Consider the following 17,636-nt stretch of genomic DNA (forward strand, 5'->3'; position numbering starts at 1 on the left):
AATTAATCTGAGATGCGGTATCCTACATTTCTAACGGTTTCAAACCACGGAATCGGAGCGTGTTTGTCAAGCTTTTTGCGCAAGTTACGCACGTGTACATCAATAAAATTAGAATCAGAATTAACCTCGAGCACATCGCCCCAAATATGTTCAGTAATTTGCAACCGCGTCACCACTCGGTTTTTGTTGAGCACCAAATACTGAAAAATATCAAATTCTTTTTTGGTCAAATTAATCGGAACCGAATCATAGGTTACTTTGTAATCTTGCAGTTGCAAATGAAATCCGTGCAGGTTCAAATCATTCACTGCAAAACCGTGCATGCGGCGAATCACAGCAAACAATCTGGCCGAAAGTTCACTCAAGGCAAAAGGTTTGGTCAGATAATCATCGGCACCCAACTGAAGGCCGTCAATTCTGTCGTTGAGTTCACCGCGCGCCGAAATAACAATTACCGCAATTTTATCGGCCTGTGCTCTGACTTTTTTGAGTATTTCAAATCCGTCGCCATCGGGCAATCCTAAATCAAGCAGCATTACATCATATGAATTCACCGCCAATTCTTCATAAGCGGCACCACAACTTGAAACCCATTTGCAGACATAACCTGACTTAGATAAAAAGTCTGTGATTTCTTGCGCCAAATCGCGATAATCTTCAACAATCAATACATTCATAAACAAAAAATGTTGGGTAAAGATATAGAAAAAGCCGGCTGAATTATAGGCCGGCTTAATAAGCTGAAAAATCAATTGCTCTAACTCAATTATTTTTTTGCTTTTTCTTCTGATTTGATCGGTTTAACAGCTGCTTGAACGGCTTTTTTAGCTTTTTTGTGACGACGCATTTCGTGCACTTTTACTTCTTTGGCCGCTGTGGGTTGTTTTTTAATGATGTTGGCGTTTGCGAATGAAAAACCACCGAGTAATACAGCTAATAAGAAAACTACTTTTTTCATGATTTCTAAGTTTTTGAATGAATATCCTTTTAATTTGTGAAGTAAAATTAGCCTCAGAAAAATGAAGTAAAAATGAAGAAAAGCCCTGCTATGACAATATTTAACAGCGTATTGTGAAGCCTTACAAAAACCATCAAAAAAAAGCTGCTGTAACGCTAAAGTTCAAAATCAGCCGAATTTACAACTCATGAGTTCATGCTCAATTATTTTTTTTAGATTTAACCAAATTTACCTTATGTTCCGAGCCTGTATTTTCAAGATTGTTGTTTTTAGCTTATGGCTAATCATGCCTGCATACAGTCAACAAGAGCAAAACGGTTTTGACACACTTTTACAGAAAGCAAAATCCTACACAGAATCTGATAACGACAGTGCTTTTGTGTATCTCAAAAAATCTAGAGAATATCTTGAAAATCATCAACTCAATTTACTCAACCAAGTAAAACTGCTCGAAGCCGAAGGCGATTATTACTCACTAGTTAAAAGCAATTACAATCTGGCTACAGAGAAATATCTTGCGGGCATTAAACTCAGCGAAAAGCACCACCTCAACTACACCAATGTTTTGTATCATGCGCTGGGTGTACTCTTTCACATCACCGATAATTACCAAAAGGCCAAACAGTATTACACCAAATCCATTTCGCTTTCTGCCCAACAAAAAGACACTTTTTTTCTATTGCGCAGCAGCATCAATTTGGCCTCGGTCTACTCCTCTTTAGGGAATTACAAAACCGCTGAAAAACTTTATCTGAACGCACTTAAATACCCAGCTCCTGCTAAAATTCGCAATACGCTTTTGGCCAACTTGGGCAATATGAAAATTCGCGAAAAAAAATATTCAGAAGCCGTTCAAGTACTCAAACAAGTGGTTGCGGTATCCAACCCAGATGCCATTGATTTGTCATTTTTTTTAGATGCAAAAGTGCTTGCCCATGACTTTAGCGGATCAGATACCATCATGGCTAAAGCAGACAAAGTTTACCGTCAAACCCATGATTTGCGCGACAAGAGCATTCTTTTAAAATCATTGGGCAACTTAGCCAAAGGCATGAACAATCTTCAAAAAGCCATTGATTACAAAGACCAATACATTGTGCTTTATGACAGCCTGAAAGCCCAACAACGCGACGAAGTAGTGTATGAAATGGAATCAAAATACCAAACCGAAAAAAAGCAGCAAGAACTTCTGCAAAAAGACAAAGAAAAAAGGCAATTGCTGTATTTGGTTTTCGGAGCCTTCGCAATTGTACTGTTATTGTCATATTTGGTTTGGGTCAACATTCGTCAGAAGAAAAACTTAGCCCGACAAAAGCAACTTTTAGAAACCGCGGTTGACGAGAAAAACATCTTGCTCAAAGAAACGCATCATCGCGTAAAAAACAGTTTTCAAATCGTGTCGAGTTTGTTGTATTTGCAGTCTGAAAACATGAAAGATCAAGAAGCCGCTTTAGCAGTTAAAGAAGCCCAAAATCGCGTAAAATCAATGGTGTTGATTCATCAAAAACTCTACAGCAAAGACCAACTCATCGGGATTGACAGCCAAGAATATATTGAAGATTTGGTGCGCGACATCATCGACAATCAAACCGATTCAATGGCGAATTTAGAAACCAAAATCAAGGTAGAATCGGCCATTTTTTCAATTGATACCATCACGCCTTTGGGTTTAATCATCAACGAACTCATTACCAATTGCATCAAGCACGCTTTTACCAATGAGCCTCAAAATCCGCAGATTACGATTCGCTTTGAAAAACAATCTGAAATCTATATTCTTGAAATTGCCGACAACGGAAAAGGCATAAACCATCCCATTTCGGAACATTCTTTTGGTTTGAAATTGATTAGTGCGCTCACCAAAAAGCTCAAGGCGAACTATACTTTTGAAAATCAAAACGGCACACGGTTTTTGATGGAAATCCATAAATTTGAGCAAATGTAAACCGACATGGCTACCAAAATTTACATCGTTGAAGACGAACCGCTCATTGCCGAAACCATTCGCACTGCACTAGAAAAATCGGGTTATCAAATCATCGGCATGACCGACAACGCCAAAGAAGCGCTGTTTGATATTGAACAAACTGAGCCTGATTTGGTTTTGGTAGACATTACCTTAGACGGAAAAATGGACGGTATTGAAATGGTCGAGCACCTGCGCAAAAAAAACCATATTCCTTTTATTTACTTGACATCACATTCAGACGATTTAACTTTAGAACGCGCCAAAAAAACCCAACCCGACGGATACATTGTCAAACCGTTCAATGAGAATACGCTCAAGACCAATATTGAATTGGCGTTGTACAAAAATCAAATGCAACGACAATCGGTTTCGTCGAATGAAGAATTTGACTCGTTTTTTGTCAAAAACCGCGGAGAGCTGATTAAAATTTCACTAGACGATATTCTATTTCTCGAAGCTTTTGACAATTACTGCAATCTATACACTTACGACCAAAAACACCTCATCAGTCATACCTTAAAAAGCGTTGAAGAAAAACTTCCTGCGCAACGATTCATCCGGATTCATCGATCGTACATCATCAACATCACCAAAATAAAATCGCTGCACGACGGTTATGTTTTTATTGAGAAGAACAAAATTCCGGTGAGCAATTCCAACCGAGACGAACTCATGAAACACATTAATTTACTCTAGTTTCGTTCGCACAAAAAATTATCACTTTCACTTCGTTTTTTACTTCATTCACCAAATAACCCAAAGGTGAAGCCTCTGGTTGCGCTACTTTTAAAACAAAAAACATGTTTCAAAAGCTAACGCCGCACAAAATTGTTTTGCCTACTGAGCAAGAAGGCTGGTTTTTACTGACCATTACCACTCAAGATTCCAAGACGGTTTTTACCGATTCAATTTATTCACAAAATCAAGAAATCGTCCTGCGTGGATTCTCAGAAAAACAATACCGTTTTTCACTGGTTCCTATTATAAATAACCCTCAATAATCTGCTCTGAGCCATGAAGAAACTCTTTTTACTTATTTCAATCATCAGTTTATCAATTCAAGCGCAAGTTGGGGTCAATACCACCAATCCTGACCCATCATCAATGCTCGATATATCCTCAACCGATAAAGGTGTGTTGGTTCCGAGAATCAGTTTGGTCAACGTGGCCACCACAACTTTAGACGGCACCAATACCGCCGCTACAGGTTTGCTTATTTGGAACACGAATGCTTCTACAGTTGGCGGAACCGGTGTGGGTTTTTATTATTTTGACGGAACAACTTGGGTTGCTGTAAAATCCGGAAATGGTGGCACGCTCGATCAAGCCTATGATTTTGGAGGTGCTGGATTAGGAAAAACCATCACAGCTGATGCAGGTGCTGTTACCATCAACGGTACAGACGGTATAGTTGCTACAGGAACTTTCGGTAGTGGAACTGTAGCTCCCAGTGGTGCAGGAACCAAAATGTTCTTTAACCCAAGAAAGGCGGCGTTTAGAGCCGGAAATATCAACGGAACACAATGGGACGATGCCTCAATCGGTAATTATTCAACCGCTTTTGGAACGCATACTACTGCAAGTGGCTCAAATTCTTTTGCAGCTGGAGGTTCTAACACTGCTTCAGGATCAACAAGTGCAGCGTTTGGAAATATAAGCTCTGCCACTAATGATGCAGCGTTTGTAGGTGGTTTATTCAACACCGCCAGCGGCGTGGCTTCTACAGCTTTTGGTTATAGTTCTGTAGCTAGTGGTATCGCATCGACAGCTTTGGGAAACAACAATTATGCACGAAGCTTTGCTGAAACTGTCATTGGCATTGGAGCTACAGATTATACACCATTAAATACCGTAAATGCTTTTCCATTAGGAGCCACAGATAGATTATTTGTTATTGGAAATGCCATTGATACAAATATGAGTAATGACATTCAAACTTCTGAAAGAAGCAACGCGTTGGTCATTTTAAAAAATGGAGAAACAGGCTTAGGAGCAAATCCTACTTCAGGGAACCGTTTGACCGTTGGAGGAAAAACTGCTACCACCAATTTTCAAATGACCAATGGTGCAACTGCAAATTACATCATGCAAAGTGATGCTTCTGGAAATGCTAGTTGGGTGAATCCATCAACCATAAATGGAAGCGATCACGATTTTTATGAAGTTGGCGGAACAACAGCACCCAATGCCATCAATGATCATAAATATACCGAAGGAAGCTTAGCTATAGGCAGCAATACAGCAGCAACCGGTGTTTTGGATGTAGATAATGCAACCAAAGCCACGAGTGTTGACATCAACAATACCTTTGCGACCAATCCAATTGGGTTAAATGTGGATATAACCTCAGCCAATTCAGCCAAAACGGGAATTAAAACCACTTTCAACGGAGCGTCGACTACCGGAAACAATACATTCATTTCCAACATTGACAATACCACCGGGAATAATAACCGCAATGGAATTTTACAGGAATTCAACGGAACCAGCTCGTCCATAGCTACCACGATTCGAGGGGTAAAAAACGATTTTAAAAGTACGGCAAACTATTATGCTGTTATCTACGGATTTGAAAACAGCTTTGCCGACAATACCAATTCGTTCAAATACGGATTGACCAATAATTTTTTGAACGGAGGTTCAAGCCAATCAACAGGCGTGTTGAATAATTTTAACGGAACAAGTACCGGAACAGCACACGGAATTTACAACGCATCCAGTAATTATAATGGTCAACTGAACGGTGTTTACAACATTTTCTCAGGAACCGGCGATAATGACCATTATGGAATGTACAATTTTTTGGACGGAACCGGAACCGGTAATAAATATGGTGTTTACAACTATTTTCCAACTACCGGCGGCGGAACCCATTATGGATTGTATTCAAATGTATTAAAAGCCGGAAGCTATGCTGGTTATTTTTTAGGAAATGTGTCTATTGGAACCACAACTGCCAACAATTACATTCTACCAGCATCACGCGGAACCAACGGACAAACCATGCAAACGGATGCTGCCGGCAATGTGTCGTGGGTAACTCCTGCATCAACAACCGATCACGATTGGTATGAAATAGGTGGAACAACTCCACCAAATGCCATTACTGATGCAATTTACCACAATGGTGATATAGCTATTGGTAAAAATACCGCCAACTATTTATTAGATATTTTTGAGAATGATAATACTAGATCTTCCGCTGCGTTTATTAGTAAATCAGACAACTCGGCAGCACAAACAGCAGGCCTGACAGTAGTTAAAACAACTGATGGAATGGGTGTAGGAAGTAATATTAAAAACAGCATTTCTTCGACCAGCACAACAACCGAAACCCAAGGAATCCAAAATTATTTCTCAGGTACCGCAAATCATATAAATACTGGTATAAATAATATTTTTAATATTAGATCAAACTATCAATATGGAATTCAAAACGAATTTAATGACGTTGCTGATTCTCAATATGGAATGTACAATCGCTTTGGAGATGTCGGTAGTGCCCCTAGAAGCATTGGAATTCAAAATTTATGGGCTGCCACAAATACGGTTAACGCAAGTTGTAGAGGCCTATTTAACTCAATTGAGTCTGGCGGAACTGGTGAACGTTACGGTGTGTATAATTCCATTTCTGGTTCTGGTTCAGGAAACAAGTTCGGGGTATACAATTTAATAAATTCAACAGCTGGGGGTACTCATTATGGAATTTACTCTGTAGCCTTAAAAACCGGAAGCTATGCTGGTTATTTCATTGGAAACGTTTCCATCGGAACCACAGCTTCAAACAATTACATCTTACCAGCTTCTCGCGGAACCAATGGGCAAATCATGCAAACCGACGGCAGCGGCAATGTGTCTTGGGTAAATCCTACAGTTGATACAGATACCGATGATCAAGCTCCCGATGTATTCAGTTTGACCGGAACCACTTTGAATCTTTCCCTGCAAAACGATGGTGTAGCCACACAAACTGTCGATTTGTCTTCGCTAAAAGACAATGATTGGTTTGAAGTGGGCGGTACTACACAACCCGACGCCATCACCGATAACAAATACACTTTTGGCGATATATCCATCGGAAAATCAACCGCTGCTACTGCTAAATTAGATGTTGAATCAGTTACAAAAACCACAACTTTATCATTAACCAACAGCAACACTACTGCCGGTACCAAATGGGGATTACTCAACAACTTGACTCTTGACACAACCAACACCAATTCAGCCGGTATTGCCAATAGCGTTTCCGGAAATGCCAACTTCAAGTATGGAATGACCAATACTTTAAGCGGTGCAACTACAGGGGCAAATTTTGAATATGGCCTTGTCAACAATCATAACTCTACTGGAAATGTGAGTGGTTTTGGGGTATACAATAGTTTTAGTCCTACCGCAACCAATACCGGAAATTACACAGGATTATACAATGAAGATACCAACGCCAATCACACGGGAAGTTTTACCGGACTAAACAACGTAGCTTCTAATACTGCTGCAGGTGCAATGGTTGGTGTATCCAATACCCTTTCCGGTACCGGAACAGGAATTCGTACTGGTGTTAACAACAACATCTCGGGCGGACTAGTTGGTAACAGCTATGGTGTAAACACCACCATTACTTCGACTGGAGGAACCAAATATGGTGTATATTCTAATTTGTCTGCTTCGGGTCTTAAATATGGTATTTATAACGATATGGTATCGACTGTCGGTGGTGGAGGCGCCTTTGCTTATGGTGTTTATAATAAAATAAATAACACCGGAGGAACTATAGGTATGCATTACGGGGTATACAACGAAATGTTGGCTTTTGACAACCAATACGGTACCTACACCACCATGCCCAACGGAAGCGGCTATGCGCAATATGGAAATTATGTAACCATTGCCGGCGCGGGTGTGGGCAATCGTTATGGTTATTATTCTACCATAAGCCCTTTTGCTGGAGGAACACATTATGGGGTTTATTCAGAAGCCACTAAAGCTGGGAGTTATGCGGGTTATTTCTTAGGAAATGTTTCCATCGGAACTTCAACCGGAAATGAGTATATACTTCCTGACTCTCGAGGAACCAACGGACAAATCATGCGAACCGATGGCGCTGGAAATGTGTCATGGGCAAACCCAACTGTAGACACGGATACGGATAATCAAATCATTGATATTTTATCACTCACTGGTGATACCTTAAATATATCCTTGCAAGACGATGGTGTACCCGCTCAAACCCTAAATTTAAGTGCGATAGACAATCAAGCAACCGATGTTTTCAGCTTGACCGGAACCACTTTAAATCTTTCACTACAAAACGACGGAGTGGACACGCAAACCGTAGACTTATCTTCGTTAGATACCGATACAGATAATCAAACTATAGACGTTTTATCGCTAACCGGCGATACTCTAAACATTTCACTACAAGACGATGCCGTCGCTACCCAAACCTTAAATTTAGGCGCTATCGATAACCAAGGTACTGACGTATTTAGCTTAACAGGAAACACCTTAAATCTATCGCTTCAAAATGATGGCGTGGCTACCCAAACCGTTGATTTATCTTCATTAGCTAACGACTGGAAATTGACGGGTAATGCCGGAACAGTTTCAGGCACCAATTTCATCGGAACAACCGATGCGCAAGACTTGGATTTTCGCGTGAACAATACCGTAAAAATTCGCCTTACCCAACAAGGACAATTATCCTTTGTGAATTCAGGAGGCTCTGTTTTTGTCGGAATCAATGCAGGCGATACTGACGATTTAACCAGCAACCAAAATACGTTTGTAGGCGCTACCAGCGGACAGTTTACTTCAACTGGGAATTTAAACACCGCCATTGGTCATGCCTCATTAAATGCAAATCTTACTGGAATTGGAAACTCTGGTTTAGGGAAAAGTTCGCTGCTTACCAACACCACCGGAAGCAACAATACTGGTTTAGGTCGTTTGGCTGATGTAGCCACTTCTGGATTGAGTAATGCAACTGCTGTTGGATTTAACGCTACCGTTTCGGTTTCCGACAAAGTGCGTTTGGGCAGCGCAACAGTGACCGTTGTTGAAGGTCAAGTTCCGTATACCAACCCATCAGATGCGCGATTCAAATTCAATGTAAAAGAAAACGTTCCTGGGTTGGATTTTATCAAAAAATTAAAACCCGTTACCTACAATTTTGATACGAAGAAATTCGACGAACATTTGAATAAAAATCGTAACAAAAGTGAAGTTGCCGACGAAGATTTTTCTATATCAACCGCTATTGTTCGCACTGGATTTCTGGCACAAGATGTTGAGAAAATCTGTACTGATTTAGGCTATAATTTTGATGGTCTGCACATTCCCGACGCCAACAATCCAACCGACAATTACGGCATTGCTTACAGCCAATTCATCATGCCGATGGTCAAAGCCGTTCAAGAACAACAAGTTATCATCGAAAATCAAAAAGCCGAATTAGAACAGCTTAAATCACAACTTGACCAACTCAAATCACTCGAGCAAAGATTAGAAGCTTTAGAAAAAAGTCGATAATCTTCAACCAAATAAAAAAACAAGAGCGCTCAATTTTTTTTGAAGCGCTCTTTTAATTTTGGGCCACTTAGTTTATTACTTTTGAAAAAAACAAATTCATGTCACAAAAACGCTTATTCCTGCTCGATGCCTACGCCTTAATTTTTCGCGGATATTACGCATTTATCAAAAACCCGCGCATCAACTCTAAAGGCATGGACACCTCGGCCGTTTTGGGTTTTATGAACTCACTCATGGAAGTCATCAAAAAAGAAAAACCCGATCATTTGGCCGTTGCTTTTGACAAAGGCGGCAGCGATTATCGTTACGAACTCTACCAAGAATATAAGGCGCATCGCGATGAAACGCCTGAAGCCATCAAAATTGCCATTCCGTATATTCAGCAGTTTTTGCAAGCCATGCACATTCCGATTATTGAAAAAGCCGGTTTTGAAGCCGACGACCTCATCGGAACCCTGGCCAAACAAGCCGAAAAAGAAGGTTATCAAGTTTATATGGTAACGCCCGATAAAGATTATGCGCAATTGGTTTCAGAGAATATCTTTATGTATAAACCCGCGCGTGCCGGTAATGATATTGAAATTTGGGGCGTGCCCGAAGTTTTAGAAAAATTTGAAATTGAGCACCCTGAGCAAGTCATTGACTTTTTAGGCATGATGGGCGATTCTGCCGATAACATTCCGGGATTTCCGGGTGTGGGCGAAGTAACCGCCAAAAAATTACTCAAAGAATTCGGCTCAATGGAAAATTTGCTTGAGAATACCGACAAACTCAAAGGCGCGCTCAAAGACAAAATCGAAAACAACAAAGAACTCGGAATATTGTCGAAGAAACTTGCGCGCATTTTGCTCGATTGTCCGGTGACTTTTGACGCCAACGATTATGAACTCAGCAAACCTGACATCGAAAAAACCGACGCTTTGTTCATTGAGCTTGAGTTCCGTCAGCTCAAAACCCAATTTGACAAACTCTTTGGCAGCGGAAAAGAATACGACGAAATTGACACCGCAGCGCTTAATGGCGATACCGCTGAGCCTGCCAAAACACCCAAAAAAGCAGCGCCCAAAAACGAAAACCAGTTTGATTTGTTTGGTTTTTCAGATGATGAAACCGATGAACCACAAACGCCGTCTTATTACAATACTTTAGCCAATACCGAGCATTTGTACCAAGTCGTGCAAGGCGATTTGCCCGTAAAATTGCTTTTGCAACAATTGCTCAAACAACCCTCGGTTTGCTTTGATACCGAAACCACCGGAATTGACGCGCTCAATGCTGAACTTGTAGGCATGTCGTTTTCATTTGAAAAAGGCAAAGCTTATTATGTGCCGTTCCCGGAAGATCAAACGCAGGCCGGCGAACTGGCCGAAAAATTCCGTCCGTTTTTTGAACATGAATCGATAGAAAAAATCGGGCAAAACATGAAGTACGACATCAAAGTACTCAAAAAATACGGCATCCAAATAAAAGGTGCTTGCTTTGACACGATGATTGCGCATTATTTGATCAATCCCGACATGCGCCACAACATGGATGTACTCAGCGAAACCTATTTGAAATATGCGCCGCAATCCATTGAAACGCTCATTGGCAAAAAAGGCAAAAACCAAAAATCAATGCGCGAAGTTGCATTAGAAGACATCAAGGAATACGCTGCCGAAGATGCCGACATTACCTTTCAGCTCAAACAACATTTTCAGCCGATTCTCGAAAAAGTCGGCACCAAAAAACTCTTTGATGAAATTGAAATTCCGCTGGTGCAAGTTTTGGCCGATATGGAATCAGAAGGCATTAGGCTCGACGTAGATTTCTTAAAAGCCATGTCCAAAGATATGGACGAAGAAATCAAACAAATTGAAAGGAAAATTTATGAAACCGCCGGTGAGCAATTCAATCTCGCATCGCCCAAACAACTCGGCGATGTTTTGTTTGAAAAAATGAAAATTGGCGGCAGCAAACAAAAGAAAACCAAAACCGGTCAATATGCTACCGGCGAAGAAGTCCTGAGTTATTTGGCCAACGAACATCCGATTGTACAAGACATTCTTGATTGGCGCCAAATGGTAAAATTACAAAGTACTTATATTGAAGCATTACCGCTACAAGTGGATGCCAAAACCCAGCGCGTACATACCGATTATATGCAAACCGTGGCAGCCACCGGACGTTTGAGCTCGAACAATCCGAACTTACAGAATATTCCGATTCGCACCGAACGCGGGCGTCAAATTCGCAAAGCCTTTATTGCACGCGACGAAAATTACACATTGCTTTCTGCCGATTACTCGCAAATTGAATTGCGCATTATTGCCGCTTTATCTGGCGAAGAAAACATGATCAAAGCTTTTCAGAACCACGAAGACATTCACCGCAGTACCGCGGCCAAAGTATTTCATGTATCGGCTGAAGAAGTAACCAAAGAACAACGAAGCAATGCCAAAACGGTCAACTTCGGAATCATATACGGTGTATCGGCTTTTGGTTTATCGAATCAAACCAATTTATCTAGAAGCGAAAGCGCTGCGCTCATTGAAGCGTATTATCAGACCTATCCGAAACTCAAGAACTACATGCAGCAACAGGTTGATTTTGCGCGTGAAAACGGTTATGTACAAACGGTTTTGGGCAGAAGACGTTATTTAAAAGATATCAATTCGGCCAATGCTGTGGTGCGCGGAGCTGCCGAACGAAATGCTGTGAATGCTCCGATTCAAGGAAGCGCCGCCGATATCATTAAGATTGCGATGATCAACATCCATCAGAAACTCACTTCAGAAAACTGGAAAAGCAAAATGCTCTTGCAAGTACACGACGAGTTGGTTTTTGATGTGCACGTTTCAGAACTCGAGCAAATCAAACCGATGATCAAACACGAAATGGAAAATGCTATTTCTCTGGCTGTTCCGCTCGAAGTTGAAATGGGCACAGGAGCCGATTGGTTGGCTGCGCACTAAAGCAAAAAGCGATACGTTGCTTTGATCAAGAAAATATTTTCGGGTTGTTGGCCCAAGATTTGGGTGTCAAGTCCGCGCCAAAGATTGTCTCGGGTATTGGCCAATCCGTTGATGCCTTGCGACCATACCAAGAAAATTTCAGAGCCCGGAATGTATTCCCAACGCAAAACCAAATTTGAGCGAAACTGTACCACCGAAAAATCAGGATTGCTAAAACTATAGTCTTTGTTTGGACTACCATCGGTTTCATAAACATTATATTGATTATTTACCTGATCATAAACCATTTGTGAGGGCTTATATTCCAAAACTCTATCATTAAAATCTGACGCTGTTGGTTGAACTACATATCCAAAATTCTTGTATCGACCTCGAGAAATAAAAGGCTGACCATAATATTGAATAGTCAAATTAGGATTGATGTTATAATTGAGCCTGACCGAAGCGCTCAGAGTGTGTTGCTCCAGATGACCCATGACATATCGCGTGTTTGCCCCGGAATCAAGTTGGTCAACATATTGCGTCTTGCTTTTATTAATGGAATAATTCGGACTAAAAGATACGGTAAGGGCATCAATGGGCTGATAATTAAAACCCCAGTCATATTCAAGGTATGAAAACGAATCATCTTTGCCTTGTGAGTAGTAAATTCCTGCGTAATAGTTGAATTTTTTGCGGTAATCTGAGTTGAAATTAATCGATTGGAAATTTTCAGCAGAATATCTGAATCTCGGACCGCCTTGCAAAATCGTATTGGTATAAATACGCGGTTTGTATACCATTTGAGCATATGAATTCCAGTTGTTTTTGAAATTAAAATTGGCGCTCAAAGTATATTGTAACCGATTAAAATTCCCGTCAAAATCATAGCTTGAAAACTGCTCAAATCTGGTAAATATCTTTCTAAAAGAACCAAAAGGTTTGAGCGTTTGATGGGTCAAAACAGCAAATTGTCTGACTTCATCAGCCTGACGTAAAAATCCTACATCATTGAGTTCGAGTTCAGGCGAACGCCACATCAAAATTCCGGTATAACGCCAATGGCCATCACTTGATTTTCCGATTTCAAATCGTCCGCCGGTTCCGGTAAGCGAAGTTCTGTCTTCATCAACTTCAACATGGCCGGCATCAGCACGTTGAAACAAATGCGTTAAACTTCTCTGCGTTCGCGTGATGGATTCTTTACTGCCCACCACATGACTGGCCACCATGTTTCCGGCAAAATAATACTTGCGGTTTTTCCAGTTGTGTTTAAAATCGATTCCGCCCGAATAAGCTGCTTTGCGCAAAAAATCAAGTTCCCCGTCTGATAAATTGCGATGTGTAGTAGTCAACATCGCACCTATATAACTATTGCGATTATTGAAATCTTTTTGGATGCGCCCCACCGAATAATTGGTCAGTGGTTCAACAATTTCTGAACGACGACCTCCAGGTTCGGAAATCTCAGCGTATTCACGGTTGGTAACGCTTTCTAGTAACCCCAACGACCAACCAGATTTGGTTTTTCCGCTGAATTTGGCGGCGCCCAAAATGGTGGTGTTTTGCGGCATCTTGACCCAACCGTTTGTGGAAGGATATCCTTGAGCATTGCGCCCAATTCGTCGCGAATAAAACAAATTATCTGAGCCATCGGCAAAACGAAAATTGAAGATGTTTTTATTTTCTACAAAAAAAGGCCGACGTTCTTCAAAGAAAATCTGAAAACCGTCGAGGGCAATGGCAGCCGGATCAGCTTCGACTTGTCCGAAATCAGGATTGATGGTTAAATCCAGATTTAAATCATTAGTGATTCCAATTTTGGCATCTAAACCTCCGTTGAGTTTTGCATCATTCCCATCGCGAAACGGATTGCCTTTCTCTTCCGGATAAGTCTCGTATTGACTTACAAGAAAAGGTTGAATTTCTAACTGCTTTTGAGATTCTAGATTAATTAATCCGCGTAACTCTCCGAACTCACTTACCCAACCCGGCGCATCTTGCGGTACGCGTTGCCAAACCGAGCGTTCTTCGGCCCTGAAGTATCGTCGGGTAGATTGCAAACCCCAAACTTGCTCGGGTGTATTGCCGAATTTGAGTTGTGAAAACGGAATTTTAATCTCGGCCGTCCAACCTTCTGCATCAATGTTGGTTTTGAGGTACCATATCGGATTCCAACTTGAATCCCAATTGTTGCCGTTGTCAGAAATAAATTCATCGCCTTTAACACCAGAAACCGAAGCGGTAAAAGAAAATCCGGTGCGTTTATCGTTGTAACTGTCAATGTTGATTTCAACAAAATCGCCTTCAAAACCATCGCGGCGTGACATGCGTTTGACGATGCCTTGCGGATCTTGATCATAACATCGAAAGGCAAAATAAATGTACTTTTTATCGTAAATAACTTTGAATTTGGTTTGCTCTGAAGGCGGTGTGTTTTCGTCGGGTTGGTTTTCGATATAATCTGAGGTCCATTCAACGGCATCCCATGCTTTTTCAGTAATAAACCCATCAATTTCAGGGGCTTCATGCTCAGCAACCGCATGAGTGGTGTAGACTCTTCGGGCCAAATTAGAATCTGGCATTTGCGCATGAGATTTTGCGCAAAATAAAACAATCAGAGCGAATAATGCCGTTTTTAAAAAGTTCATTTGTTTGTTTTGTTGACCGAACTAGTCACATGGTTTTAGTAATTGTTACAATTCGGTTTTAACTTTAACGCTGATCTCAAAAAAATCTTATTCTGAGAAATATTTAAAAATAAAAAAGCCAAAACTTGAACGGCTTTGGCTTTTGCATTAGATAAATTGCCTTTTTATTCAACAATTATTTTTTTCCATTCAGTTTGGTTATCCGATTTAAGCTCGACCAAATAAACCCCGACAGATAAATCTGATACTTGAATTTCTTGTGTTGAATTTGATGGTTTAACCGACGTGATTTTTGATCCGCTTAAATTATATACTGAAACTTCTGTAAGCTCTGCGGCTGATTTAACAGTAAAAAAGCCTTGACATGGATTAGGAAAAATCTCGATCATTTGCTTTTCGTTGACAGACACACCCAGATTTGTAAAACCCAAAGCGGTATTGACAGTCTTATTGGCTGCCCCGTGATAAGCTAAATTAAATGAAGCCGTATTACCTCTGGCTATAGCAATTCCGATGGTCGTGTCATCATAGTTAAAGTCATAATCAGTAGCATCCGGAGAATTAAAAGGTCTGGTTGCTACCAGAGTTCTAAAACCAGAACTTACGGTATTTTGTGTAACGGTCCAGTTGTTTTCAGCATCAGCACTAGGGGTAGTCCCTATTCCGTTGTGTCGCGCATCGACCAAAGTAGTTCCGTTAAAATAGGCTACATCTGAGCCTTCTTCCATTCCGCCAGAAAATTGTCCATACTGAATGGCCATCCATCTATCTGATGGCCCTACCATGGTTAAAGTTACGGTTTGTGTATTGTTGTTCAATACTAAACCTGCATTGAGGTTTTGAACGCTGATGGGATTGGTTCCTTTGGTTTGTGCCAAAGCGGCTAAAGGAATCATCATCAAAAAAAAGTTGAGTTTTCTCATAGTTTGTTTGTTTAAGTTAATTTGTTATTTGAATAGTTTAATGATTTCTTCTTGTTTGGTTTGGGTGGCATACTCAAAAGCCGAGGTCCCTTTTTTATCGAGTAAATCTTTTTTGGCTCCGTTCTGTAATAAAAGTGAAGCTATTGCTTTATTTTTAAACATACAGGCATACATAAGAGCGGTCAAACCTTGTTCGTCACAAAGGTTCAGATTCGGGTGATACTTTAAAAGCAACTCAACCATCGAAACATCTCCTTTGACCGTTGCGGCCATCAAGGCTGTTCCCATCGGACTATTGGCATCTATATTGGCCTTGTTTTCTAATATTACTTGTGCAACTGCCATATTCCCCCGATAACACGCTAAAATAAGCGGCGTAAACTTATCTTGATTGACTGAATCAAAAATACCGGGTTGCTTGTGAGCTGCTTCCAAAGCTTGTTGGGCTGTTCCTTTGCGAGCGATGTCAAAAATATCCACATTGGTTTGCCCGGCAGCAAACTGAACAACAATAAACAACAATAACAGGCCGTTTTTTTTCATCTTATTTTTTGAGTGAATCACGTCGGCGTAATTCAGTTTGTATGACTCGTGTTTGATATGGTTTTTCTTCTTGCTCGTTTTCTAAACGGTCAATCAACAATTCGGCAGCAGCCTCGCCAATTTCAGGGCCGTGCTGACTCACCGTTGATAAACTAGGTGTTAATCTTCTTGACCATAGTCCGTCGGCAAACCCAATAAGCGAAAGCGCTTCAGGAATTTTATATCCTCGTTTCAAAGCTATTTTGTGCGCTGTTACCGAAGCGTGTTCATCTAAGGCAAAAACACCGTCAATCACTTGACTTTCAAAAAGCAATTCGAGCTTGTGGTTGAACTCATCTTGATCACCGGTTCTAATCACAATATCTTCATCAGCAGTAAGCCCTTGATCGGCAATGGCCTGAAAATAGCCTTTGGCGCGCAACTTCCCTACGCTTAAATCATCAATGGTTGAAAGCAAAGCAATTCGTTTACAACCCGATTTGATTAAAGCTTGAGTGGCATTGACCGCCGAATCAAAATCGTCAACAATAACTTTATCGCAAGCAACTTCATCTGAAATTCTGTCAAACATAACCACAGGCGTACCGCTGTTGATGATTTCATTGAAATGATTAAAGGCTCCTTGCTTTTGGGCTTCTTCAGAAATAGACAAGATAAAACCATCAATGGTTCCGTTGTTGAGCATTTCCAGAACGTTGATTTCTTTATCAAGTGATTCATTAGATATACAAGTCATGACGTTATAGCCCTTGGCTTCGGCTACTTTTTCAATTCCGGTAAAAACTTTGGCAAAGAACGGATTGAGAATATTGGGTATAATAACTCCAATGGTTTTGGTTTTTCTGTTTTTAAGATTCAACCCTATAATGTTGGGCTTATAATTTTTGAGTTTGGCGTATTCTTGAATTTTATTTTTGGTTTGTTCACTAATTTCCGGGCTGTCGTTAAGGGCTTTCGAGACGGTAGAAACCGATACATTTAACTCTTTGGCAATCTGTTTTAGCGTTGCTTTGGATTTCATATGTTGTATATTGAAGGTAAAAGTATAAAAACAAATATAAGAATATATGGCAGATTAGACTAAAAGCCTGCATTTTAACCCAATGTTTACCTCATGTATACCTATTTTAG

At 40.6% G+C, this 17,636-nt stretch carries 11 protein-coding genes; 5 read left to right on the forward strand and 6 right to left on the reverse strand.

Annotated features, from left to right (window positions below):
• Nucleotides 1–2: 2 nt before the first annotated feature.
• Nucleotides 3–677: a response regulator transcription factor gene (locus tag KIH23_RS01280; RefSeq protein ID WP_213210840.1), complete on the reverse strand. Its 675-nt coding sequence runs from the start codon at nucleotides 675–677 to the stop codon at nucleotides 3–5.
• A gap of 89 nt (nucleotides 678–766) precedes the next feature.
• Nucleotides 767–958 carry a hypothetical protein gene (locus tag KIH23_RS01285; protein WP_213210841.1) on the reverse strand — a complete coding sequence of 64 codons (192 nt, stop codon included), beginning with the start codon at nucleotides 956–958 and terminating at the stop codon, nucleotides 767–769.
• Between the two features lie 286 nt (nucleotides 959–1,244).
• Between KIH23_RS01285 and KIH23_RS01290 the strand changes: the two genes are divergently transcribed.
• The 5 genes from KIH23_RS01290 (at nucleotide 1,245) to polA (ending at nucleotide 12,409) form a co-directional block, all read left to right on the forward strand.
• The gene (locus KIH23_RS01290; RefSeq protein ID WP_213210842.1) at nucleotides 1,245–2,903 is read left to right on the forward strand and encodes a sensor histidine kinase; all 1,659 of its coding nucleotides are present in this window, start codon (nucleotides 1,245–1,247) and stop codon (nucleotides 2,901–2,903) included.
• Nucleotides 2,904–2,909: 6 nt separating this feature from the next.
• Nucleotides 2,910–3,623: a LytR/AlgR family response regulator transcription factor gene (locus tag KIH23_RS01295; protein WP_213210843.1), complete on the forward strand. Its 714-nt coding sequence runs from the start codon at nucleotides 2,910–2,912 to the stop codon at nucleotides 3,621–3,623.
• 104 nt (nucleotides 3,624–3,727) lie between these two features.
• On the forward strand, nucleotides 3,728–3,928 hold the full coding sequence (locus KIH23_RS01300; RefSeq protein WP_213210844.1) for a hypothetical protein: 201 nt from the start codon (nucleotides 3,728–3,730) through the stop codon (nucleotides 3,926–3,928).
• A gap of 13 nt (nucleotides 3,929–3,941) precedes the next feature.
• The gene (locus tag KIH23_RS01305; protein ID WP_213210845.1) at nucleotides 3,942–9,455 is read left to right on the forward strand and encodes a tail fiber domain-containing protein; all 5,514 of its coding nucleotides are present in this window, start codon (nucleotides 3,942–3,944) and stop codon (nucleotides 9,453–9,455) included.
• Nucleotides 9,456–9,553: 98 nt separating this feature from the next.
• Entirely contained in the window at nucleotides 9,554–12,409 is a 2,856-nt protein-coding gene (polA, locus tag KIH23_RS01310; RefSeq protein WP_213210846.1) for a DNA polymerase I, read from the forward strand.
• Here polA and KIH23_RS01315 read toward each other — a convergent pair.
• The 4 genes from KIH23_RS01315 to KIH23_RS01330 form a co-directional block, all read right to left on the reverse strand.
• Nucleotides 12,406–14,973, reverse strand: coding sequence for a DUF5916 domain-containing protein (locus tag KIH23_RS01315; protein WP_249684751.1), 2,568 nt, complete (start codon nucleotides 14,971–14,973; stop codon nucleotides 12,406–12,408). The two genes, polA and KIH23_RS01315, sit on opposite strands and share 4 nt — an antisense overlap.
• A 230-nt stretch (nucleotides 14,974–15,203) precedes the next feature.
• A complete protein-coding gene (locus KIH23_RS01320; protein ID WP_213210848.1) occupies nucleotides 15,204–15,962 on the reverse strand; it encodes a T9SS type A sorting domain-containing protein in 759 nt (252 codons plus the stop codon).
• A gap of 24 nt (nucleotides 15,963–15,986) precedes the next feature.
• Entirely contained in the window at nucleotides 15,987–16,505 is a 519-nt protein-coding gene (locus KIH23_RS01325) for an ankyrin repeat domain-containing protein (RefSeq protein ID WP_213210849.1), read from the reverse strand.
• Between the two features lies 1 nt (nucleotide 16,506).
• The gene (locus KIH23_RS01330) at nucleotides 16,507–17,526 is read right to left on the reverse strand and encodes a LacI family DNA-binding transcriptional regulator (protein ID WP_213210850.1); all 1,020 of its coding nucleotides are present in this window, start codon (nucleotides 17,524–17,526) and stop codon (nucleotides 16,507–16,509) included.
• Nucleotides 17,527–17,636: the final 110 nt, after the last annotated feature.

Source organism: Flavobacterium sp. CYK-55, from assembly GCF_018413465.1.
GTDB lineage: Bacteria > Bacteroidota > Bacteroidia > Flavobacteriales > Flavobacteriaceae > Flavobacterium.

What these genes read in the sequence shown, in the direction of transcription:
- KIH23_RS01325 (WP_213210849.1), bottom strand. Translation starts at nt 16,505, where the DNA reads ATGAAAAAAAACGGCCTGTTATTGTTGTTTATTGTTGTTCAGTTTGCT.
- KIH23_RS01300 (WP_213210844.1), top strand. Translation starts at nt 3,728, where the DNA reads ATGTTTCAAAAGCTAACGCCGCACAAAATTGTTTTGCCTACTGAGCAA.
- KIH23_RS01285 (WP_213210841.1), bottom strand. Translation starts at nt 958, where the DNA reads ATGAAAAAAGTAGTTTTCTTATTAGCTGTATTACTCGGTGGTTTTTCA.
- KIH23_RS01305 (WP_213210845.1), top strand. Translation starts at nt 3,942, where the DNA reads ATGAAGAAACTCTTTTTACTTATTTCAATCATCAGTTTATCAATTCAA.
- KIH23_RS01320 (WP_213210848.1), bottom strand. Translation starts at nt 15,962, where the DNA reads ATGAGAAAACTCAACTTTTTTTTGATGATGATTCCTTTAGCCGCTTTG.
- KIH23_RS01295 (WP_213210843.1), top strand. Translation starts at nt 2,910, where the DNA reads ATGGCTACCAAAATTTACATCGTTGAAGACGAACCGCTCATTGCCGAA.
- KIH23_RS01290 (WP_213210842.1), top strand. Translation starts at nt 1,245, where the DNA reads ATGCCTGCATACAGTCAACAAGAGCAAAACGGTTTTGACACACTTTTA.
- polA (WP_213210846.1), top strand. Translation starts at nt 9,554, where the DNA reads ATGTCACAAAAACGCTTATTCCTGCTCGATGCCTACGCCTTAATTTTT.
- KIH23_RS01315 (WP_249684751.1), bottom strand. Translation starts at nt 14,973, where the DNA reads ATGCCAGATTCTAATTTGGCCCGAAGAGTCTACACCACTCATGCGGTT.
- KIH23_RS01280 (WP_213210840.1), bottom strand. Translation starts at nt 677, where the DNA reads ATGAATGTATTGATTGTTGAAGATTATCGCGATTTGGCGCAAGAAATC.
- KIH23_RS01330 (WP_213210850.1), bottom strand. Translation starts at nt 17,526, where the DNA reads ATGAAATCCAAAGCAACGCTAAAACAGATTGCCAAAGAGTTAAATGTA.